Origin of the sequence: Aeromonas sp. s9, assembly GCF_040907765.1 — a bacterium.
Taxonomy (GTDB): domain Bacteria; phylum Pseudomonadota; class Gammaproteobacteria; order Enterobacterales; family Aeromonadaceae; genus Aeromonas; species Aeromonas caviae.
In genome coordinates this window covers 1-21,442 of sequence record NZ_JBFOCK010000058.1, presented here as the reverse complement: position 1 = coordinate 21,442, position 21,442 = coordinate 1, and the positions used below count along the sequence as shown (strand labels likewise).

The 21,442-nt window shown below is 63.3% G+C and carries 14 protein-coding genes and 2 pseudogenes; 7 read left to right on the top strand and 9 right to left on the bottom strand.

The features are described from left to right. The first annotated feature begins 1 nt into the window (after nucleotide 1). Complete coding sequence (gene folC / locus AB5Y54_RS10965; protein WP_368153743.1) at nucleotides 2-1,261, top strand: bifunctional tetrahydrofolate synthase/dihydrofolate synthase; 1,260 nt, start codon at nucleotides 2-4, stop codon at nucleotides 1,259-1,261. Nucleotides 1,262-1,440: 179 nt separating this feature from the next. After that, entirely contained in the window at nucleotides 1,441-2,247 is an 807-nt protein-coding gene (gene dedD / locus AB5Y54_RS10960; protein WP_124813456.1) for a cell division protein DedD, read from the top strand. A gap of 105 nt (nucleotides 2,248-2,352) precedes the next feature. On the opposite strand, the gene AB5Y54_RS10955 is transcribed toward dedD, so the two are convergent. The 4 genes from AB5Y54_RS10955 to AB5Y54_RS10940 all read right to left on the bottom strand — a co-directional run bounded on the left by AB5Y54_RS10955 (nucleotide 2,353) and on the right by AB5Y54_RS10940 (nucleotide 6,984). After that, nucleotides 2,353-2,697, bottom strand: coding sequence for a TusE/DsrC/DsvC family sulfur relay protein (locus AB5Y54_RS10955; protein ID WP_052814563.1), 345 nt, complete (start codon nucleotides 2,695-2,697; stop codon nucleotides 2,353-2,355). Between the two features lie 122 nt (nucleotides 2,698-2,819). Beyond that, the gene (gene yccS / locus AB5Y54_RS10950; protein WP_124813457.1) at nucleotides 2,820-4,961 is read right to left on the bottom strand and encodes a YccS family putative transporter; all 2,142 of its coding nucleotides are present in this window, start codon (nucleotides 4,959-4,961) and stop codon (nucleotides 2,820-2,822) included. A 264-nt stretch (nucleotides 4,962-5,225) separates the two neighbouring features. After that, on the bottom strand, nucleotides 5,226-5,882 hold the full coding sequence (locus AB5Y54_RS10945) for a Bax inhibitor-1/YccA family protein (protein WP_010675134.1): 657 nt from the start codon (nucleotides 5,880-5,882) through the stop codon (nucleotides 5,226-5,228). 163 nt (nucleotides 5,883-6,045) lie between these two features. After that, entirely contained in the window at nucleotides 6,046-6,984 is a 939-nt protein-coding gene (locus AB5Y54_RS10940) for a helix-turn-helix transcriptional regulator (protein WP_234917005.1), read from the bottom strand. A 130-nt stretch (nucleotides 6,985-7,114) separates the two neighbouring features. Between AB5Y54_RS10940 and AB5Y54_RS10935 the strand changes: the two genes are divergently transcribed. From AB5Y54_RS10935 to AB5Y54_RS10925, 3 genes are all read left to right on the top strand, one after another. Next, nucleotides 7,115-9,271 (top strand): TonB-dependent siderophore receptor, encoded by a 2,157-nt coding sequence (locus AB5Y54_RS10935; protein ID WP_368153740.1) that lies wholly within the window; start codon nucleotides 7,115-7,117, stop codon nucleotides 9,269-9,271. A 97-nt stretch (nucleotides 9,272-9,368) separates the two neighbouring features. Then, a complete protein-coding gene (locus AB5Y54_RS10930) occupies nucleotides 9,369-10,415 on the top strand; it encodes an alpha/beta hydrolase (protein ID WP_368153738.1) in 1,047 nt (348 codons plus the stop codon). A gap of 136 nt (nucleotides 10,416-10,551) precedes the next feature. Next, nucleotides 10,552-10,812 (top strand): DUF6719 family protein, encoded by a 261-nt coding sequence (locus AB5Y54_RS10925; protein WP_103242959.1) that lies wholly within the window; start codon nucleotides 10,552-10,554, stop codon nucleotides 10,810-10,812. A gap of 104 nt (nucleotides 10,813-10,916) precedes the next feature. On the opposite strand, the gene prpF is transcribed toward AB5Y54_RS10925, so the two are convergent. From prpF to prpB, 4 genes are all read right to left on the bottom strand, one after another. After that, on the bottom strand, nucleotides 10,917-12,116 hold the full coding sequence (prpF, locus tag AB5Y54_RS10920; RefSeq protein ID WP_368153736.1) for a 2-methylaconitate cis-trans isomerase PrpF: 1,200 nt from the start codon (nucleotides 12,114-12,116) through the stop codon (nucleotides 10,917-10,919). Between the two features lie 157 nt (nucleotides 12,117-12,273). Further along, nucleotides 12,274-14,892, bottom strand: a complete 2,619-nt coding sequence (acnD, locus tag AB5Y54_RS10915) for a Fe/S-dependent 2-methylisocitrate dehydratase AcnD (protein WP_368153734.1) — start codon at nucleotides 14,890-14,892, stop codon at nucleotides 12,274-12,276. Beyond that, nucleotides 14,892-16,049, bottom strand: coding sequence for a 2-methylcitrate synthase (gene prpC / locus AB5Y54_RS10910; RefSeq protein WP_368153732.1), 1,158 nt, complete (start codon nucleotides 16,047-16,049; stop codon nucleotides 14,892-14,894). Before prpC ends, acnD begins: the two co-directional genes overlap by 1 nt. Before the next feature lie 64 nt (nucleotides 16,050-16,113). Beyond that, nucleotides 16,114-17,013 carry a methylisocitrate lyase gene (prpB, locus tag AB5Y54_RS10905; protein ID WP_368153730.1) on the bottom strand — a complete coding sequence of 300 codons (900 nt, stop codon included), beginning with the start codon at nucleotides 17,011-17,013 and terminating at the stop codon, nucleotides 16,114-16,116. 382 nt (nucleotides 17,014-17,395) lie between these two features. Between prpB and AB5Y54_RS10900 the strand changes: the two are divergent. Next, nucleotides 17,396-18,951 (top strand): annotated as a pseudogene (locus AB5Y54_RS10900) (methyl-accepting chemotaxis protein). Between the two features lie 103 nt (nucleotides 18,952-19,054). Here the strand turns inward: AB5Y54_RS10900 and AB5Y54_RS10895 are convergent. After that, nucleotides 19,055-20,647 carry a GGDEF domain-containing protein gene (locus AB5Y54_RS10895; RefSeq protein WP_104453066.1) on the bottom strand — a complete coding sequence of 531 codons (1,593 nt, stop codon included), beginning with the start codon at nucleotides 20,645-20,647 and terminating at the stop codon, nucleotides 19,055-19,057. Between the two features lie 97 nt (nucleotides 20,648-20,744). Here AB5Y54_RS10895 and AB5Y54_RS10890 point away from each other — a divergent pair. Continuing rightward, a pseudogene (locus AB5Y54_RS10890) lies at nucleotides 20,745-21,442 on the top strand (ISL3-like element ISAeme19 family transposase); the annotation flags it as partial.

The following is a 21,442-nucleotide window of genomic DNA, read 5'->3' as shown; positions in this document are numbered from 1 at the left end:
GATGAGTTCACACATGCAACAATCCCAAAGCCGGTCGCTGGTCGACTGGCTTTCTTATTTGGAGCAGATCCACCCGGCCAACATCGACATGGGGTTGGAGCGGGTCGGCACGGTTGCCCGCCGCATGGGCCTCACCGAACTGCCGTTCAAGGTGATCACGGTGGCGGGCACCAACGGCAAGGGCTCCTCTTGCGCCATGGCGGCCAGCATCCTGATGGCCGCCGGCTACCGGGTCGGTGTCTACTCCTCCCCCCATCTGCTGCGCTTTACCGAGCGGGTGCGCGTCAATGGCCAGGAGCTGGACGATGGCGATCACTGCGCGGCCTTTACCGAGGTGGAAGCCGCCCGGGGCGACATCGCCCTCACCTTCTTCGAGTTCGCCACCCTGGCGGGTCTGTGGCTGTTTCGCCGCGCCGCGCCCGATGTGCTCTTGCTGGAAGTGGGGCTGGGGGGGCGGCTCGATGCCACCAATGTGGTGGAGTCCGACGTCGCCCTGATCACCTCCATTGCCCTGGATCACTGCGACTGGCTCGGGGATACCCGGGAGGCGGTGGCGGTGGAGAAGGCTGGCGTCTATCGCAAAGGTAAACCCGCCATCAGTGGGGAGCCCAATCCGCCGTCGACCATTGCAAGCGAAGCGGCGCGCCTCGGCGCCTGCCTGCGTCAGGTCGGCATCGATTTTCGTGGTGACGAGCATGAAGGTGACTGGGATTATCACGGCCTGCACCACTGGTCGGGATTGCCCAAACCGGCCCTGCCGCTGATGAATGCGGTCACCGTGCTGGCGGCGCTGGAGTCCCTCGGTCTGCCATTGGCAGAGTCCGCCATCCGCGACGGCCTGGCCAATGCCCGCCTGGCTGGCCGGATGCAGCAGTTGCAAACCTCGCCGCTGGTCATCGTCGACGTGGCCCACAATCCCCACTCTGCCGCCTATCTCGCCAGCCAGCTGCGTCAGCGCCCCGGCAAGGGCAAGCGCCGCGCCGTGGTTGGCATGCTCAAGGACAAGGACATTGCGGGGTCGCTGGCCGAGCTTGACGGTCTGATTGACGAGTGGTTCCTGGCAAGCCTCCACGGCCCGCGCGCGGCCACGGCCGACCAGTTGGCGACGGCCCTTGGCAGCGGCCGGGGCGCGGCGCTCACCTTTGCCAGCGTGGGGGATGCCTACGGCGCCGCCTTGGCCGCATCGAGTCCTGACGATATGGTCATTGTGTTCGGCTCGTTTTACACTGTCGCCGACGTACTGGCTCTGGGCTCGGTCTGAGCCGTTCGCTCCCCTGGCTCCGTCAACGTGACGACGGGCCGGGTTTTGCACTGGATAATCCCCTTTCAGGCCAAGTGGGTGGCGAGGGACCCGGCTTCGCCAGCCGGCGTGAGGGGAGGCGTTCTTTGCGAAGTGTGCAAGATTGCAATGGATCCTAAGTAACATGGGTGGAAATTAACTTGGCTTCGAAGTTTCAAAACAGATTGGTGGGGACCGTCATCTTGGTCGCCTTGGTGGTCATCTTTCTGCCGGACCTGATGGACGGCAACAAGCTGGAGCAAAAGGACGAGGACTTCGCCAAGATCCCCCTGCGTCCGGAGCTCGAGCCCGCCAAGCCTGCGCTTCAGGTCTCGGCGGCGAGCACCCTGCCGGCCGAGCATCTGGCGAGTCAGCAGCAGGCCTCTGCCGCGACCCAGTGGCAGGTAGAGGAGATTGGCGATACCGTGACCCTGGCCAATCAGGGGGGAGCCAATCCAGCGGGAGCCAGCCAGGCTCCCATCACCCAGCAGCAGTCGGTACAGGCCGTGGCGCAACCCAAGCCCCAGCCCAAACCCGAGCCCAAGCCGGAAGTGATCGCCAAGAAACCGGTGGAGCAACCCAAACCCAAGCCTGTGCCAACCAAGCCGGTAGAGGTGCAAAAACCGGTGGAGGCCAAGCCGCAGGCGGGCCAGATCAAGACCATGGATGATCTCATCGCGAGCAAGATGGCCCAGCCGACTACGGCACCGGCGGCAGCAGCTCCGGCTCAGGGGAGCTGGATCCTGCAGCTCGGCGCCTTCAAGAATGCAGACAGCGTCAATGCCCTGGTGAGCAAGCTGAGGGCGGCGGGTTACTCGGCCCAGACGTCGCCGAGAACTCCGGTGCAGGGGCAGATCAACCGGGTCTTCATCGGGCCGGATGTCTCCAAGGCCAAGTTGCAGGGCATGCAGAGCCGGATCAGCCAGATGACGGGCTTGAGCGGCTCCGTGGTGGCCTACAACCCCTGACAGGACGATGAAATGAAAAGACCGCGCCTCATGGCAACATGGGCGCGGTCTTTTTTTGTGTCCAACACGGGGGAGGCAGTGTGGCTATCGGGCTGCCGAGGAGGACTAGATGCACTTCACCGGCTTGGGGAGGCCTGCGATCTTGGTGGCCTGCTTGGCAGGGCCTTCCGGGAACAACTTGTAGAGGTAGCGGCTGTTGCCCTTCTCCGGGCCGTACTGCTTTTCCATCGCCTTGACCAGGGCGCGGATGGCGGGGGAGGTGTTGAACTCCAGATAGAAGGCCCGTACGAAACGCACTACTTCCCAGTGGGGATCCTCCAGCACAATCCCCTCTTTCTCGGCCAGCATCAGGGCCAGCGCCTCGCTCCATTGCTCGCTGTGGCGCAGATAGCCCTGGGCATCGGTCTCGATGAGTTGGCCGTTGAACTGCAAATGGTGTGGCTCGGACATGACGCTTCCTCGAAAAGGCTATCTCAATGGGGCGGGCATGGTAGCGCCTTGCGTCCCGTCCGGCAACCGGGGCGGCGCTTGGCGCCTGCCTCGGGTGGGACTGGCCCGGCGGCTATGTCCGGCTAGGTTCGCCCCTGACCTGTCAGCAACTGGCCGTCGTTGGCCAGCACCAACAGCTCGTCTGCCAACTGGCTGATGAGGGAGAGCTGCTGGCTCAGCATCAGCTGCTCCTCGCTGCTCTCCGGAGCGATGGCCGGACAGGCTCCCGTGAGTGGCGTCGGCATCTGCCCCGCCAAGTGACCGGCGGCCTGCTCCAGGGTCTGGCTGATATGGCGGCTTATCTCCTCCAGCCCCTCGATGGGCTCGAGTTTGTCGCGATGGGCCCCGAGCGCCGAGATATAGGAGAGCAGGGCATGGTTGCGCCAGGTGAGGGTAAAGCAGAGATCCAGGAAGCGGCGGCGCTTGCTCGGCTCCACCAGCATGCTCTGCCAGGCCATGGCCAGCTCGCTGTCGGCGAGGTGGGCACACTTGCGGGCCACCCGGTAGTCCAGGGATTCATCCCGTTGGCGATGCAGGCTGGCGAGTACCGCCGAGAGGTACTTCGCATTGGCGGACAGGGAGTTGGCGATAAGGGTCGGCAACCGCTTGTATTGCCAGTCGGGCCAGAGCCAGGCCACCAGGGCGTAGGAGAGCAGGCAGCCGAGCAGGGTATCGAGCAAGCGGGGTCCGAGGATGGCGAAGCCGATGCCATCCAGCAGGTTGAACGCCATCAGCACGTAGAGGGTGATGAAGCAGACGGCGGCGCTGTAGTTGCTGCGCACCTGGGTGAAAAACAGGAAGGCGGCAAGCCCCATGATCCCCAGTTGCAGGTGCAGCTCGGGGAAGAACCAGAGCACGGGCACGCCGATGAGGATACCGGCGAAGGTGCCGAGCATCCGCTGCACCAGACGACGGCGGGTGGCGCTGTAGCTCGGCTGGCAGACGAACAATACGGTGAGCAGGATCCAGTACCCCTTGTCCAGGTGAAACGCCTGCAGAATGCCATAGCCCACTACCAGCCCGAGGGAGAGCCGCAGGGCATGGCGAAACACCATGGAGTTCGGGGTCAGGTGCTGCCTGAGCAATGCCAGCAAGGGTAGGGCGACCGGCCGTGCCAGGGGAGGCAGGCTGGTGGGCGGCGCGGCGGGGTTTTGCAGCTCTTCGGCGCTTTGCAGCAACTGGTTGATGCTGGCTAGGTTGCGACGCAGGAACTTCATCGGTGTCAGCAGGGTCTTGGGGTAGTGCTGCTTGAGGTGGGTGAACTCCAGCTGATCGCCGAGGGCCTCCAGGGTCCAGTGAATGCGTTTGTGGTGGGTGTAGGGCTTGTGCACCAGGATGGCGTAGCCAAGCTGCTGACAGGCGTCGGCAAGCTGTGACAGCACCTCCTGGAAGCCGTCGAGGACGATGCCCTGCTTGAGCTCCGCTTCCAGCTTGCTGTAGGGGTAGTGGCTGGAGGTGGCCCGCTCCTGGATCTCCAGGGCAAGCAGGTATAGGCGCAGCAGGCCCGCGAGCTCGGGGGCAACCCCGTGGCGGCCGGGGGCATGAAGACGGGCATTGAGCGCCGTCTTGGCCTGGTTCAGGGCATTGACCAGGTTGATGTTGAGCTGGGCCAGATTGTGGCGGATGGCCTGGGCGCCGTGTTCGTCGGCCGGGAAGAAGCGGGATTTCTCCTGCAAGTAGCGGGCGAGGGCGAAGTAGCTCTGGGCCAGTTGCTCGTGCAGGGTCTTGTAGGGCAGCAGCCAGAGCCAGACCAGGGACACCAGGCCGTACCAGAGGGCCCCGGCGCACAGGGCCAGCGGCTGATAGAAGAGATCCGGCGCCTTGGCGGCCCCCAGCATGGTGTAGATGGCAATCAGCAGGGAACCAAAGCTGATGGTGGCGTAGCGTTGGCCGAGGGCACCCACCATGACGAAGATAAAGGTGGAGCCCGCGAGCCCGATGGCAAAGAGCCAGGGAGTGGGGAAGAGATACTGCACGCACAATGAGGCGAACAGGAAGCAGAGCAGGGTCATGGCGAGGTTCTTGACCCTGCCCCAGAGGCTGTCGTCGGTCTCGGCGATGGCGCCGGCCACCACCCCGAGGGAGAGCAGCACGGTGAGCTGGATGTCACCGGTAGCCAGCGCGAAGGCGAGCAGCCCCGCGATGGCGAGCAGGACCTTGAGGGCGAAATAGATGTGGCTGTCTGTCAGCAGCCGGCGCAGCAGGCCGGAGAAATCCATCGGCATGCTAGGCACCACCCTTGAACGAGGTGAAATCGATGTGGCTGTCGGTCAGCAGACGGCGCAATAAACCTGAGAAGTCCATGGGCATGGGATGAAGGCAACCCTTGAGCGAAACGAAAGCGACAGCATAACCCGTCGATAACGAAACGGCCCTGATTTGGATCAGGGCCACTTCGCTTCATATCCTTGATTTGCAACTTATCCTGACAGAAATGGGCGCCAATAAAAACCCCGCCGAAGCGGGGTCTTGTGCATCTTATGCATCCATCAGTTGCGGTTGCCGCCAAGCAGGCTCAGCAGGCTCAGGAAGATGTTGTAGATGGAGACATACAGGGTGACGGTGGCAGAGATGTAGTTGGTCTCGCCGCCGCGCACGATCTGCTGGGTGGTCAGCAGGATGGCGCCGGAGGAGAAGAGCATGAACATGGCGGACAGGGCCAGGCTCAGGGCGCTCATCTGCAGGAAGATGTTGGCGACCATGGCTACCAGCAGTACCCAGAACCCGACGAACAGCATGCCGCCGAGGAAGGAAAGATCCCGCTTGGTGGTCAGGGCATAGGCAGACAGGCCGAAGAAGGTGAGCGCAGTGCCGCCCAGCGCCGTCATCACGATCTCGCCGCCGCCGTTGTTCATGTACATGTTGATGATGGGGCCGAGGCTATAGCCCAGCAGGCCGGTCAGGGCGAAGGTGAACACCAGCCCCATGCCGTTGTCACGGTTCTTTTCGGTCAGGAACATCAGGCCGTAGACACCGATGAGGAACACGGCCCAGTGCAGGGGCGGCATGTTCATGACGGTTGCTACCCCGGCTACCACGGCTGAGAAGCCAAGAGTGAGGGAGAGCAGCATGTAGGTGTTGCGCAGCACCTTGTTGGTGTCGCGCACGGCACCCTGGGTGCCAGTGTAGATAGAACGGGTATCCATCTTGATGTCCTCTTGATTTCCGGGGTGAAGCGACGAGTTGTGCTTCGTTAACGCATTGTATGCACTGAATGTGTGGATGACGAGCGCTGATTTCAAGCGCCACCCCACCTGCGTGGTGCCTACTATCCCAGAGCAAAGATGTATTGCGCATGAACAAGGAGGCTCAAGGCGTTGCAGAGGGCGCCTGCTCCTGCTCTTTACCCTGTCTGGCGATCCGCGTCGGCGAGAAGCCGAACTGCTTTCTAAACGCCGTGATGAAATTGGCCACATGGTCATAGCCGGCGTGGGCGGCGGCCCCTTGCAGAGAGAGGCTGCGGGCCTCCAGCCTGGCCCGCGCTTCTTGCAGCTTTCGCTGGCGAAGGTAGCGCTGCAGGCTCATGCCCAGCTCTTTTTTTGCGGCCCGCTGCAAGGTGGAGACGCTCATGCCGAGGGTGGCCGCGATCTCGGTCAGGGTCATCTCGTCCACTTTTTCATCCCTGAGCAGCATCTTGAGGCGCGTTGGTTGCTCGTTCTGGCGCTGGCAACAGGGGGAGGCGGCCTGCTGGAGGTGGGTCATCAGGCTCTCCCAGACACTGAGAGCAAAGGCCTTGCGCATCAGCATCTCGGAGGCGTTCTGGCTGCTGGTGAGATTGAGCGCTTCCGCAATCTGTCCAAGGGCTGCGGGCAGGGTCCAGTCGACGCGGCTCAGATGGCGGCTGAAGGTCTGTGCGAAAGCCTTGCGATGCGCCTGTGCCAGATTGTGGGCGAGCCAGGTGTGGTCCAGGGAGAGGACGATGCTGCGGCTGCGCACCTGGGCTTTGGCCGCCCCCTGCACGATGTCGGGCTCGGTATAGAGGATGGCGGTTGCCACTATGGGGTCGGACTCGTGGAAGCGACACCCCTTGAGCCTGTGAGTGGCGCCATAGGTCATCAGGGCCCGGCTCTCGAGGGGAATGGCGATGATAAACTGCGGCGGCAACTCCCGCTCGGTGGCGAAGTCTGCCTTGTGAACGATGTCCTTGTTGTGAAAGCGAAGACCCTCCTGGATCACCAGGTTCTCCACCCTGCCGGTGAAGCGCCCCCGTTGGCGTGCGCTGGTGTCCCTTGCCACTGTGTCAGTCATGTGCAATTTGACCATGTCGAAGAGTGAAATGACCACACCGCAAAACTGCGGCGGAAGATGGAGTGATATATTAGCCCCCGGAAAATTAAATGAAAATGATTATCATCTCCATCTTGGGATCACTCTTACTATGGTTGTCTTGAAGGATAAAGCGCGAAGCCCGCTGGCTCTGGCCATCTCTGCCGCTCTGGCCGTCACCTTTGCCGCCCCGGCAGGGGCACACACACCGGACATCAAGCCGGACGAAACCCTGGTCGTCTATGGCAATCCACTCTACGGGATGTCGCCGTCGGAGGAGACGGGAGGCTATGGGGTCGACTCGGCCACCGTCGGCACCAAGACGCCGGCGGCCCTCAAAGACATCCCCCAGTCGATCACCGTGTTGACCAACGACTACATCGAGGAGCGTAACTTCGTGGCGGTGGACGATCTGGCCAAGTTCACGCCGGGTCTGCGCACCCTGGTCAACGACAGCGGTCGCTCCTCCATCTTCTCCCGTGGCTATGAATACGACGAAGTGAACCTCAACGGCCTGCCATCGCCCATGCAGAGCAAGTACGGCACCCTGCCATCGCTGGCGGCGGTGGATCGGGTGGAGATCATGCGGGGCCCCTCCGGCCTCTTCAACAGCACCAGCGAGCTGGGGGGCGTGATCAACATGGTGCTCAAGCGTCCGACCGACGCCTTCAAGGGCTCGGTCACGGCGCGCTATGGCAGCTGGGACAGGCATTACCTGGAGGCGGACATGGGGGGCGCACTCAACGACGAGGGTTCCCTGCGCGGCCGCGTCGTGGTGGCCAACGCCGACATCAAGAACCAGGTGGACTACAACAACAACGACAACGGTACCTACTACGGCACCCTGGAGTTCGATCTCTCGGATCGCACCCGCCTCTCCGTCTACGCCCTGCACCAGACCAAGGACATCCTGCCCACCAACGGCCTGCCGGCGTACAAGGACGGTTCCCTGCTCGACATCGGCCGCAGCACCTACCTGGGGTCGGCTGAAGACTTCTTCGACGCCGACACCACGGATGTGGGGGCCTCGCTGCAATACGCCTTTGCCAACGGCGGGGTGGGTCAGGTCTCGGCCCGCTACATGGATCACGACATGCGGCTGGAGCAGACCTTCACCAACGGCCCCGTGGACGCGGCGGGCAACACCGGGCTGATGTTCAACGGCCAGGGGAACCAGCAGAAGAACATGGCCTTCGATGCCAACTACAGCCAGATGTTCGATCTGTTGGGGCACAAGAGCGAGTTTGTGCTGGGCTCCGACTACAAGCGCTACGAGTCGGACATCCAGACCTACACCAACCGCAACCTCGGCAAGATCAATGTGTTCGATTTCGACCCGACCCGGGTCGCCAAGCCGGACTACAGCTACACCAAGAATGACCATGAGGAGCAGTCGGAGCTCGGTCTGTATGGCAAGGTGACCTGGCGGCTGATGGAGCCGCTGGCGGTGATCACCGGGGCCCGCGTCTCCTGGTACGATCTGGATGCCGTCAGCACGACCCTGAGTTCCGGAGCCCAGAGTGGCGAGTCCAGTGCGTTCAACGGCAAGCTCACCCCCTACGCGGGGGCCGTCTATGACCTGAGCGACGCACACGCCTGGTATGCCAGCTACTCCAAGGTGTTCAAGCCCCAGACCAGCCAGGACGAGAGCGGCAACCTGCTCAAGCCCCGGGAGGGCAGCCAGTGGGAAACCGGCATCAAGTCCTCGCTGCGTGACGGCCTGCTCAACACCCGGGCGACCCTCTTCCTGATGAAGGACGACAACATCGCGGCCCAGGCCTACGACGATCAGGGCATTGCCATCACCAACACCTACTGGGCTACCGGCAAGGTGGAGACGCAAGGGGTGGAGCTGGAGGCGAGCGGCTATCTCAGCCAGAACTGGATGGTGATGGCCGGTTATACCTTCACCGACATCGAGGAGAAGGCCGGGGATCACAACCCGAAATTCGACACCATCCCCCGTCACGCCCTCTCACTCTGGACCGACTACCACCTGGCCGACTGGGTGCAGGGGCTGCACCTCGGGGCAGGAATGACGGTGGTGAGCGACTACGGCTTCAACCAGAAGGGGGTCGAGACCCATCAGGGGGGCTATGCCCTGTTCGATGCGGCGGTGCGTTACGAGATCAACGACAGAATGCAGGCGACCCTGAACCTCTACAACCTGCTCGACCGGGAGTACTTCTACCGGGTCGGCTCCACCAGCACCTTCAACATGTACGGCGAGCCGGCGAACCTGATGGCAGGCTTCACCTACAAGCTGTAACGACCGACGACAGCAGGGCCTGCGGGCCCTGCTGTCGTCTCTATGCGCCGCCCTACGGGGGATCCCCAAGGCTGGCGACACAATCCTGGTTCATCCAATGACAAGACTCATCATCCTGCTGCTCACCATGATCACACTCTCTTCTGCCCAGGCAGACATGCTCCACTACGCCCAGCGCTTCACCCACCATTCGGCCCTGCTGGGGGAGACGCGGCAATACAGCGTCTCCCTGCCCCAGGAATATGAACGCGAGCCCGGGGCTCGGTTCCCCGTGCTCTATCTGCTCGACGGGGAGAAGAGTCTGCTGGAGGTTGCCGGCATCACCCGGGCCCTGCGGGCCGGGCTCAATCCGGCTATCCCCCCCCTCATCATCGTCGCGGTCCACAACACCGACCGGATGCGGGATTACACCCCGAGCCACACCATGACCTTGCCAAATGGGGCACCGGCGGGGCCCGGCTATGCCGTGACGGGGGGCGGGCACCGGTTCCTGCGCTATCTGAGTGAGGAGCTGCGCCCCCTCATCGAGGAGAGGTTTCGGACCCGGGCGCCAGCCCTGCTGGTGGGCCACTCCCTCGGCGGGCTGCTGGCACTCGATGCACAGGCGCAAGATAGCGGCCAGTTCCAGGGAGTGATCGCCATCGACGCCAGCCTCTGGTTCGATTACCCCCGCAATTACGAGCGCATCGCGTCGGAGTTGACCGGGCCGCTCAGGCACGCCTCCTCGCTGTTCATGGCGGTGGCCAACAACCCCTTCACCCCGGGATTCGGGCGCTCGGCGTTTCACCGGGATCGCCTGCAGCAGTTTGCGCGGCGGGTAGTGGGGGCACCTGGCGCAAACCTGCACGTCACCAGTCGCTACTTCGAGGAGGAGGATCATCACAGCGTCTACCACCTCGCCGTCTATCAGGGACTCCAGTGGCTGTTTCAGGGCTACCGGCTGGATCTGGCGCCCGGGCACTTCAGCCGACAGGGGGTGATCGCCCGCTTTGATGCCCTGAACCGCCACCTCGGCAGCGCACTGCGCCCGGAGCTGGGGAGTCTGCGGGACATCAGGGAGAAGGCCGTGCGCTGGCCGCAGATGGCGATCCCCGTGGACGAGGCCGATGCCCTGCTGGCCCACTACTACGGGTCGAAGCCGTGAAAAGCCGATATTTTTGCCTGTGTCTGGAATCGTCACAACGGCGCCGGAGACGGGTGTCGGTCCGGCGCCATCCCTGGGTAGACTGCCGAAACGAGGGGCGCCGGGTCGGTGCCCTGACAGAGGCAGGGAGTGAGCGATGGCGGTTGCAGGAAAGAGGGGAGGCATGCTGGCCCTGTGGTGCAGTGCACTCCTGATGTCGGGGTGCAGTGGGTTTGCGCCTGCGCCCATTCCCGTCACCTATCTGAGTCAGGATCCACCCCCAGGCAGGCTGCCCCTTGGGGAGACCGCCTATGTGGATGACGGTCGCTGCCCACCAGGGCAGGTCAAGCGGCTCATCGGCGGGGACGCGAAGCACAATGTGCCAAGAAAGGTGGAGTGTGTGGCAAGACCGCAATGATGATGTGATTTTCACAGCCTGAAACATCCAAAAAAGAGCCCTGAGGCAGTCGCCTTGTGGCTCTTTTCGTCTGGCTGGCCTGGTCGGTGTGATGCCGCAGCGGGCTAGAAGGCATCTCCAGGGACCCGCACCCAGCCTTCCATCAGGATGCGGGCGGAGCGGGACATCACCGCCTTGGTGACCGTCCACTGTCCCGCTACCTGCTCTGCCTGGGCTCCGACTCTCAGGGTGCCGGAGGGGTGACCAAAGCGCACCGCTTCGCGCTCGCCGCCCCCGGCGGCCAGATTGACGAGGGTGCCGGGAATGGCCGCCGCCGTGCCGATGGCCACGGCGCAGGTGCCCATCATGGCGTGGTGCAGCTTGCCCATGGAGAGGGCCCGCACCAGCAGATCGATCTCGCCGGCAATAATCTCCTTGCCGCTGGCGGTGCGGTAATCCTTGGCGGGTGCGACGAAGGCAATTTTCGGGGTGTGCTGGCGAGTGGCCGCCTCTTCGGGGCGCTTGATGAGCCCCATGCGCAGGGCACCGGCAACCCGGATCGCCTCGAAACGGGCGAGCGCTTGCGGGTCTGTGTTGATCGCCTCGCGCAGCTCGGTGCCCTCATAACCGATCTCCTCGGCGTTGACGAACACCGTGGGGATGCCGGCGCTGATCAGGGTGGCTTTCAGTACGCCGCTCTTTACAACAGACGCGGGTACCTCCAGATCGTCCACCAGATTGCCGGTGGGGAAGAGGGCGCCGCCGTCTTCACCCTCGTCGGACGGGTCGAGAAACTCCAGCACGATCTCGGCGGCGGGGAAGGTCACCCCGTCCAGCTCGAAATCGCCTGTCTCCTGCACCTGGCCGTTCGTCACCGGCACGTGGGCGAGGATGGTCTTGCCGATATTGGCCTGCCAGATCCGCACCTCGCAGGTGCCGTGCTCCGGGATGCGGGACGGGTCCACCAGGCCGGCGTGGATGGCGAAGGCCCCGGCGCCGGTGGAGAGGTTGCCGCAGTTGCCGCTCCAGTCCACGAATGCCTTGTCGATGGCGACCTGGCCGTAGAGGTAGTCCACATCGTGATCGGGTTGCTGGCTTTTGGAGAGGATCACGCACTTGGCTGTGGAGGAGGTGGCCCCCCCCATGCCGTCCATGTGGGCGCCGTAGGGGTCGGGGCTGCCGATGACCCGCAGGAAGAAGGCATCCCGTGCCGGGCCCGGCTGCAGGCAGCGCTCGGGCAGGTCAGATAAGCGAAAGAAGACCCCCTTGCTGGTGCCGCCGCGAAGGTAGGTGGCCGGGATTTTTACTTGTGGTATGTGGGCCATAGAGAGTGTCCTGAAAAGAGTCATAGATCCTGCTCCCTCTGGGAGAAGGTGCCCGAAGGGCGGATGAGGGGGATTTCCCCTCACCCCAACCCTCTCCCAAAGGGAGAGGGTGCCTTATGCCTTCCCCTTTTTCAAAGGGGCGGAGCGGGGTTGCGATTTAGCTTGCGGCCTTTTGCGCGGTCGACGCCAGGAAGTCCTGGGCGAAGCGTTGCAGCACGCCGCCCGCCTCATAGACCGAGACCTCCTCGGCGGTGTCGAGGCGGCAGGTCATGGGCACCTGGATCACTTCGCCGCTGCGACGGCGGATCACCAGAGTGAGATCGGTGCGCGGCTGGCGTGCTCCCACCACGTCATAGGTCTCGGTGCCATCGAGGCCCAGCGTGAGGCGGGTGGTGCCCGGTTTGAACTCGAGCGGCAGCACCCCCATACCGATGAGGTTGGTGCGGTGAATGCGCTCGAAGCCTTCCGCCGCGATCACCTCCACCCCGGCAAGGCGCACCCCCTTGGCCGCCCAGTCACGGGACGAGCCCTGACCGTAGTCGGCACCGGCCACGATGATGAGGGGCTGCTTGCGTGCCATGTAGGTCTCGATGGCTTCCCACATCCGCATCACTTTGCCGTCCGGCTCGACGCGGGCGAGGGACCCCTTCTGCACCACGCCGTTCACCACCGCCATCTCGTTGACCAGCTGGGGGTTGGCGAAGGTGGCGCGCTGGGCGGTCAGATGATCGCCGCGGTGGGTGGCGTAGGAGTTGAAGTCCTCCTCCGGCAGGCCCATCTTCGCCAGATATTCCCCCGCCGCGCTGCCGGGCAGAATGGCGTTGGAAGGGGAGAGGTGGTCTGTGGTGATGTTGTCCGGCAACAGCGCCAGGGGCCTCATGCCGCGCAGGGTGCGCTCGCCCGCCAGTGCCCCCTCCCAGTAAGGGGGGCGACGGATATAGGTGCTTTGCGGACGCCAGTCGTACAGGGGCGTCACCTTGGGACTCTGATCCTCTTCCTGGGTGAACATGGGGATATAGACCTGGCGGAACTGGGACGGCTTGACCGACGCCTTGACCACGGCGTCGATCTCTTCATCAGACGGCCAGATATCCTTGAGGCGAATTTCCTTGCCGTCCACCACCCCCAGCACATCTTTTTCAATGTCGAAGCGGATGGTGCCGGCGATGGCGTAGGCCACCACCAGGGGCGGGGAGGCGAGAAACGCCTGCTTGGCATAGGGATGGATGCGGCCGTCGAAGTTGCGGTTGCCCGAGAGCACCGCTGTGGCGTAGAGGTCCCGCTCGATGATCTCCTGCTGGATGGCGGGATCCAGGGCACCGGACATGCCGTTGCAGGTGGTGCAGGCAAAGGCCACGACGCCGAAGCCGAGCCGCTCAAGTTCCTCGTCCAGTCCCGCCTCTTTCAAGTAGAGGGCGACTGTCTTGGAGCCGGGGGCGAGGGAGGATTTGACCCAGGGCTTGCGGCTGAGGCCGAGCCGGTTGGCGTTGCGGGCCAACAGGCCTGCGGCGATCACGTTGCGCGGGTTGCTGGTGTTGGTGCAACTGGTGATGGCGGCGATGATGACGGCGCCATCGGGCAAGAGGCCGTCAGCCTCCTGGGCACGAGCCTTGTCCAGATCCACCGCGATGCCCCGCGTGGCAAGTTCGGTCACCGGTAGGCGACGGTGGGGATTGGAGGGGCCCGCCAGGGTGCGCACCACGCTCGACAAGTCAAAGTGCAGCACCCGCTCGTACTGGGCGCTCGCCAGGGCATCGGCCCAGAGACCGGCCTCCCTGGCATAGGTTTCCACCAGCCTGACCTGCTCGTCGTCACGGCCGGTGAGTCTGAGGTAGTCGAGGGTCTGCTGGTCGATGAAGAACATGGCCGCGGTAGCGCCATACTCCGGCGCCATGTTGGAGATGGTGGCCCGATCGCCGAGGGTGAGGGCGGCGGCCCCCTTGCCACGAAACTCCAGGTAGGCGCCGACCACCTTCTGCTGGCGCAGGAATTCGGTGAGGGAGAGCACCAGATCGGTGGCGGTGATGCCGGGTTGCGGCTTGCCGGAGAGCTCCACGCCGACGATCGAAGGCAGCCGCATCCAGGAGGCGCGCCCCAGCATGACGTTCTCGGCCTCTAACCCACCCACCCCCACCGCGATGACGCCCAGAGCGTCAACGTGGGGGGTGTGGCTGTCGGTGCCGACGCAGGTATCCGGGTAGGCGAGGCCGCGATCGGCGTGGATGACAGGGGACATCTTCTCCAGGTTGATCTGGTGCATGATGCCGTTGCCGGGCGGGATCACCTCGATGTTCTTGAGCGCCTGCTTGGTCCAGTCGATGAAGTGGAAGCGATCCTCGTTGCGCCGATCCTCGATGGCGCGGTTCTTCTCGAATGCCTGGGGGTCAAAGCCGCCACATTCAACGGCCAGGGAATGGTCGACGATGAGCTGCACCGGCACGACCGGGTTCACCTGGGCGGGATCGCCCCCCTGCTCGGCGATGGCGTCGCGAAGGCCCGCGAGGTCCACCAGGGCGGTCTGCCCCAGGATGTCGTGACACACCACCCGCGCCGGGAACCAGGGAAAGTCGCGATCGCGCTTGCCATGGACTATCTGGCCGAGGCACTCGCCGAGGATGGTCGGATCGCATTTGCGAACCAGGTTCTCGGCGTGGACGCGGGCGGTGTAGGAGAGCCTGTCCCAGGCGCCGGGGGCGATGGCGTTCACCGCCTCCCGGGCGTCGAAGTAGTCAAGCTGTGTGCCGGGCAGGGGCTTGCGATATTGCGTGTTGATCATCACTTGCGCTCCTTGAGCGGCACGAACTGGAGATCCTCCGGGCCGACGTAGTTGGCGCTCGGGCGGATGATCTTGCCGTCGATGCGCTGCTCGATGACATGGGCCGACCAGCCTGAGGTGCGGGCGATGACGAACAGCGGGGTGAACATGGCGGTGGGCACCCCCATCATGTGGTAGCTGACGGCGCTGAACCAGTCGAGGTTCGGGAACATCTTCTTGGCCTCCCACATGGTGGACTCCAGCCGCTCGGCGATGTCGAACATCTTGGTGTTGTGCTGCTCCTGGCTGAGCTCGCGCGCCACCTCCTTGATCACCTTGTTGCGGGGATCGGAGACGGTGTAGACCGGGTGGCCGAAGCCGATGACCACCTCCTTCTTCTCGATGCGGGCGCGAATGTCGGCCTCCGCCTCGTCCGGGTTCTCGTAGCGCTTCTGGATCTCGAAAGCCACCTCGTTGGCGCCCCCGTGCTTGGGCCCGCGCAGGGCACCGATGGCTCCCGTGATGCAGGAGTACATGTCCGAGCCGGTGCCGGCGATGACGCGGCCGGTGAAGGTGGAGGCGTTGAACTCGTGCTCGGCGTAGAGGATGAGAGAGGTGTGCATGGCGCGAACCCAGGAGTCGCGTGGCTTGTGCCCGTACAGCAGGTGGAGGAAGTGGCCGCCGATGGAGTCGTCGTCGGTCTCCACATGGATGCGTTTACCGTTGTGACTGAAGTGGTACCAGTAGAGCAACACGGAGCCGAGACAGGCCATCAGCTTGTCGGCGATGTCCCGGGCGCCCGGGTGGTTGTGATCGTCCTTCTCCGGCGACAGGCACCCCAGCACGGAGACGGCGGTGCGCATCACGTCCATGGGGTGGGCGGAGGGAGGCAACTGCTCCAGGGCGGTCCTGACCCCGGTGGGCAGGCCGCGCAGGGCCTTGAGCTTGGCCTTGTAGGCGGCGAGCTCCGCCACATTGGGCAGGTGGCCGTGCACCAGCAGGTGGGCTATCTCTTCAAACTCGCAGCTGGTGGCCACGTCCAGGATGTCGTAGCCACGGTAGTGCAGATCGTTGCCGCTGAGGCCCACGGTGCACAGGGCGGTATTGCCGGCGGCGGTGCCGGAGAGGGCGACGGATTTCTTCGGCTTGAAGCCGGTGGTTTCGGGCAGGGCGCTCATCACATGTTTCCTCATTCAGTCCGTTGATGCGCCAGCCGCCAGCATAAGGCGGCCGGTCGCCGTCTTATTCCTTGGTCGAAAGATCCTGGGTGAACAGCCTGTCCAGGGTCTGCTCGTAGTGGTGGTAACCGAGAAAATCGTAGAGGGACTCCCGGGTCTGCATGGTGTCGACCACGGCGCGCTGGTGGCCGTCGCGGCGAAGCGTCTGATAGACGTTGAGGGCGGCCTGGTTGGCGGCGCGGGCGGCGCTCAGGGGGTAGAGCACCATGTCGACGCCATGCAAGGCGAGCGCCTCCTTGTCAAACAGCTCGGTCTTGCCGAACTCGGTCATGTTGGCGAGGATCGGCACCCCGGCCGCCTGCCTGAAACGGTCGTACTGCTCGAGCTCGGTGACCGCTTCGGCGAAGATCATGTCGGCGCCCGCCTCCACATAGGCGGCGGCGCGCTCCAGGGCCGAGCCCAGCCCTTCCACCGCCAGGGCGTCGGTGCGGGCCATGATGACGAAACTCTCGTCCTGGCGGGCATCCACCGCCGCCTTGATCCTGTCCACCATCTCGGTGACGCTGACCACGGCCTTGTTGGGCCTGTGGCCGCAACGCTTCTGGGCCACCTGATCTTCCAAGTGGACGGCGGCCACACCGCCGCGCTCGAAGGCGCGGATGGTGCGGGCGATGTTGAAGGCGCCCCCCCAGCCGGTGTCGATGTCCACCAAGAGTGGCACCTGGGTGGCGGCAGTGATGCGTTCGGCATCGATGAGCACGTCATTCATGGAAGTCATGCCGAGATCCGGCAGGCCATAGGAGGCGTTCGCCACCCCGGCGCCGGAGAGATAGAGGGCCTGGAAGCCGCTGCGCTCGGCCATCAGCGCCATGTAGGCATTGATGGTGCCGACAATCTGCAGGGGCTTTTCGTTGGCCAGGGCCGTGCGAAAACGCTTGCCGGCCGAGGGGGAGAGGTTGGACATGGTGACTCCTTTCATGGGGTGCGTGTCTGCTGGATGTGTAGGGTGAACGGTATTATCTCACACTACGTTTACGTTAACGTCAATTATGCTTAGGTCCAAGGTCGTATCAAGTGTGCTCTCCCCTGACGGACCCCTGGCAACGCCAGCACCACAGACTCGTTGGAACCATTTTTTGGTGTGATGCATCGTGTGGGAGAGCGGTGAACCTGGGAAAATGCCGAGTGTTTTTTGGCCAAATCGGGGCTTTTGGGGTCAAAATCTTGCGCGGCGTCAAACAGGATGCAAATTGTGTCTCAGCCATCCTCCCCGACTGGGTCTCTGCGTTGCTTGCCCGTAGGCGTTTGGCTACGCTCAGTGGGTGATCAAACAAGGGGTGTGCGCCATGAAGAAAAGCCAGGTTCATCTCATCGACGAAGAGGTGGATTTTCCTGCCAATGAACAGCTGGTCTCCACTACGGACCTGCAGGGTGTGATCACCTACGCCAATGATCACTTCTGCCGGGTAGCGGGGTACAGCCGGGCCGAGCTCATCGGCCAGCACCACAACATGGTTCGCCACCCGGACATGCCCAAGGCTGCCTTTGCTGACCTCTGGGGCAAGCTCAAGCAGGGCAAACCCTGGCGCGGCATGGTGAAAAACCGCTGCAAGGATGGGCGTTACTATTGGGTGGATGCCTATGTCACCCCTATCTTCGAGCAGGGGCGGATCAATGGCTACCAGTCGGTCCGCAGTCGCGCCGCGCCGGAGATGAAAGCCGTGGCCGGGCGCACCTATGCCAGATTGAAGAGCGTGGAGCGGGGGGAGCGAAAGGGCGGATTGAGCCTGCGCCCGATGCGCCACGGGCTGGCCATCGTCGGTGTCTTGCTGATGCTGGCGGGGGGGGGGGCTATCTGATGGGGCCCTGGGGGCCGTTGTTCACCCTGTTGCCTCTCTTGTGGCTGGCCCTGATCTATCGTGACACCCTCATCACTACCCCCCGTTATCTGCGACAGCTCGCGGACGAATATGACAGCCTGACCCGGCTCATCTATTCGGGGGAGGATGCCAGTGCCATTGCAGACTTCCACATCAAGCTGTTGCAGGCCAGGATCCGCACCGTCCTTGGACGAGTGGACGATGCGACCCTCTCCCTGCAGGATCTCGCGGTGCATCTGAAAACAGCCTCCAGCGAGGCAAGCGCCGACATCGCCGAACAGGATGTCCAGACCCAGCAGGTGGCGACGGCCATCACCGAGATGGCGGCGACAGCCCACGAGATTGCCCGCAATATCCTTGAGACGGATAACCAGATAGCCCAGGCCAAGGCGCACTGCCAAAATACCGATCAACAGCTGGAAGATACCCAGCACAGGGTGACGGAGCTGGCCACCCAGGCAGAGCATGCCTTCACGGCCGCCGTGGCACTGGCGGAGGAGTCGGACCGCATCGGTGTGCTGATGAGCGAGATCCAGGGCATTGCGGATCAGACCAATCTGCTGGCGCTCAACGCCGCCATCGAGGCGGCGCGGGCAGGGGAGCAGGGGCGAGGCTTTGCGGTGGTGGCGGACGAGGTGCGAACCCTCTCCACGCGCACCCACAAGGCGACCGAGCAGATCCAGAGCAGCATAGGCCAGATCCAGCGTACCCTGAACGGCTGGAAGGGCATGATGCAGCAGAACCTGCAACAGACCCAATCCTGCGTGACCCTGACCCGCCAGGGATCAGAGAGCCTGCATCAGGTGCTGGCGGAAATAGAACGGGTGGTGGACCTCTCGGCCCAGGTCTCGACGGCGGCAGAGGAGCAGCAGGCGGTGGTGGAGGACATCAGCCGCAACGTCAACGCCATCTCCCAGCACTCCCACACCAACAGCAACAAGATGCAGGACATGGACGCCTCGAGCGACATCCTGCTCACCAAGGCTCGCCAGCTCAAATCCCTGGGGCAGACCTTCGGGTAAGAGCGGTCAGACTCATGCAATGCAGGAAGGCCACCCCTGGGGTGGCCTTCCTGTTTATTGGTTTCATGGGGGTATCGGCTGTGTGTGCCGGGAGATGAGCCAGTCAGCCGGACTGCTCCGCCAGCGTGATGACGCGGCCACCTTTGTCACAATACATGGCCCTGTCGGCCTGGATGAGCCATTGCTCCGGGCTCCAGTCATGCTGGTAGTGGCTGACGCCGATGCTGATGCCCACCTGCATCGGCTGGTCATTGACCACGAAGGGGGCCTGCATGGCCTGGCGGATCACGGCGGTGACCTCCTCTGCCTGACGGATATCGTAGCCCGGCAGCAGCAGGATGAACTCATCCCCCGCCAAGCGGGCAAAATAGCACTGGTGGCCGATGGCGCCGTGGATCCGTCGGGCCAGCTGGCAGAGGATGGCATCCCCCTGGCTGTGGCCGAAGTTGTCGTTGATGCGCTTGAAGTCATTGAGATCGCAAAACAGCAGGCAGCCCGGATTGTCGCTTTGCACCTGGTGTTTCAACTGCTCCATCAGGCTCAGTCGATTGGGCAGCCCGGTAAGGGGATCGAGGCGGGCCAGTTGCAGTATCTCCTGCTCTCGCTGCTTGCGCAGGGCCACTTCCTGGTTGAGCCGCTTGTTGCTCATCAGAAGATAGAGGGAGAGCAGCAGGATGAGACCACCAACACCCAGGCTCAGCAGGAACCATGGACGCCAGAAGATCCACTGTTCTGAGGGGACCTGATAGAGGAAACGGGTCAGGGAGACCGGTTTGGCAAGGAGGCCTATCTCCACCAGCTGCCGCATGATGTGAGCGAAGCGATCCGGATTCATATACCCGATCTCCACATAGAGCGGCTGGATCATCTCCTTGCTCATCTGCAACTCGTATTCCATGTGGGCCTGGCTGCGGTTGACGCCATACTCCGTGCGCAGCAGGGCGATGGCTTCCTCGGGGTGGGTGAGGGCATAGCGCCATCCCTTGAGGCTGGCTGCACGAAAACGTGCCACCCGCTCCGGATTGAGCCGCTCCTGTGCCTGGGTGGTGAAGAGAATGTCGCTGTAGAAATCGATGCCGTAGTTGCGAGGGTTGATGACGGACACCGAGATGCCGCGCTCTTCCAGATAGAAGGGCTCATTGCTCAGATAGGCGTTGAAGATGTCTATCCGGCCGGCGATCAGATCGTCGATGTTGACCGAAGTGGGTACCGGGATGAGCTGGCGCTCGTGAAGCCCCTGATAGTAGAGGGTGGCCAGCAGTTCGGCATCCTGATGACCCGGAAACATCATGATCCGTTTGCCACGCATGTCCGCAACGGTGAGAATGCCGCTGTCGCGGCGTGCCAGGAAGATGGAGGGAGAGTGCTGGTAGACGCTGGCCAGCGCCAGCAGTGGCTTGCCCTGGGCGTAGTGGGTCAGCACCTCGGTGTTGCCGACGCCAAAGTCGGCGCGTCCGGCCAGCACCTCCTGAACCGGACTTATTCCCTTGCCACCTGGCCTTATCTCGACATCCAGACCGGCGTCGGCGTAATACCCCTTGGCCTTGGCCATGTGATAGCCCACAAACTGGGGCTGATGCAGCCAGCGCAACTGCAATACCACCTTCTCCGGCAGATCACGTGTCCGTTCACTGGCCTGGAGGGGCGAGAAGCAAGTGATGCCAAGCAACAACAGCCAAAACAGGCATTTTTTCAGGTTCTTCGCGGGATCCTGGGAAAGTGGAAGTTGACAGACAGGGTGCTGGTAAACTGGTTGTCGCCAAACACACCACCACCATCACCCTGCTGTCGCCGTGCATCATATTGATATTACCTCCTTCTGGCCAGGTTATACCGTCATCGCCCAAGCGCTTTCTGCCAACCATCACACCCTGTTTACCCTTGAGCCTCGCGCCGACTTCTTGCCCCGTTGTCGCCGATGCCTGCAACCCACGCCATTGATCCACGACCAACGTATCCGCCGGGTGCGTGAGCGAGACCTATTTGACCGACAAGTCTGGTTACAACTGCCTGTTCGCCGCGTCGACTGTCTGCGCTGTGGTCGCGTCAGTGAACATATCGACTGGCTCCCCTCTGGCTCCCGCCTCACCCGGCGCATGCAGTGCTGGATTGAAGCGCTCGTTCAGTACCTCCCCATCCGCCATGTCAGCCAGCTCACCGGGGTCGGTTGGCACACCATCAAGGAGATCGACAAGCGCCGTTTGCAGACTAGTGTGGGCACCATCGAACTTGGGGAGGTGCGGCGGCTGGTGATGGATGAGTTTGCCCTGCACAAGGGACACCGCTATGCCACCGTGATCATGGATGCCGAGCGAACCCGCGTCCTGTGGGTGGGGCACGGCAACAGTCGGGCCGCTATCCGTCCCTTCTTCGAGCAGCTCGGCGAGCGATGCCAGCAGATTGAGGCGGTGGCGATGGACATGAACACGGCGTTCGACCTGGAGGTGAAGCAACACTGCCCGCAGGCGGAGGTGGTCTACGACCTGTTCCA

What these genes read in the sequence shown, in the direction of transcription:
- folC (WP_368153743.1), top strand. Translation starts at nt 2, where the DNA reads ATGAGTTCACACATGCAACAATCCCAAAGCCGGTCGCTGGTCGACTGG.
- AB5Y54_RS10955 (WP_052814563.1), bottom strand. Translation starts at nt 2,697, where the DNA reads ATGTCCGAGCCACACCATTTGCAGTTCAACGGCCAACTCATCGAGACC.
- yccS (WP_124813457.1), bottom strand. Translation starts at nt 4,961, where the DNA reads ATGCCGATGGATTTCTCCGGCCTGCTGCGCCGGCTGCTGACAGACAGC.
- AB5Y54_RS10945 (WP_010675134.1), bottom strand. Translation starts at nt 5,882, where the DNA reads ATGGATACCCGTTCTATCTACACTGGCACCCAGGGTGCCGTGCGCGAC.
- AB5Y54_RS10940 (WP_234917005.1), bottom strand. Translation starts at nt 6,984, where the DNA reads ATGACTGACACAGTGGCAAGGGACACCAGCGCACGCCAACGGGGGCGC.
- AB5Y54_RS10935 (WP_368153740.1), top strand. Translation starts at nt 7,115, where the DNA reads ATGGTTGTCTTGAAGGATAAAGCGCGAAGCCCGCTGGCTCTGGCCATC.
- AB5Y54_RS10930 (WP_368153738.1), top strand. Translation starts at nt 9,369, where the DNA reads ATGACAAGACTCATCATCCTGCTGCTCACCATGATCACACTCTCTTCT.
- AB5Y54_RS10925 (WP_103242959.1), top strand. Translation starts at nt 10,552, where the DNA reads ATGGCGGTTGCAGGAAAGAGGGGAGGCATGCTGGCCCTGTGGTGCAGT.
- prpF (WP_368153736.1), bottom strand. Translation starts at nt 12,116, where the DNA reads ATGGCCCACATACCACAAGTAAAAATCCCGGCCACCTACCTTCGCGGC.
- acnD (WP_368153734.1), bottom strand. Translation starts at nt 14,892, where the DNA reads ATGATCAACACGCAATATCGCAAGCCCCTGCCCGGCACACAGCTTGAC.
- prpC (WP_368153732.1), bottom strand. Translation starts at nt 16,049, where the DNA reads ATGAGCGCCCTGCCCGAAACCACCGGCTTCAAGCCGAAGAAATCCGTC.
- prpB (WP_368153730.1), bottom strand. Translation starts at nt 17,013, where the DNA reads ATGTCCAACCTCTCCCCCTCGGCCGGCAAGCGTTTTCGCACGGCCCTG.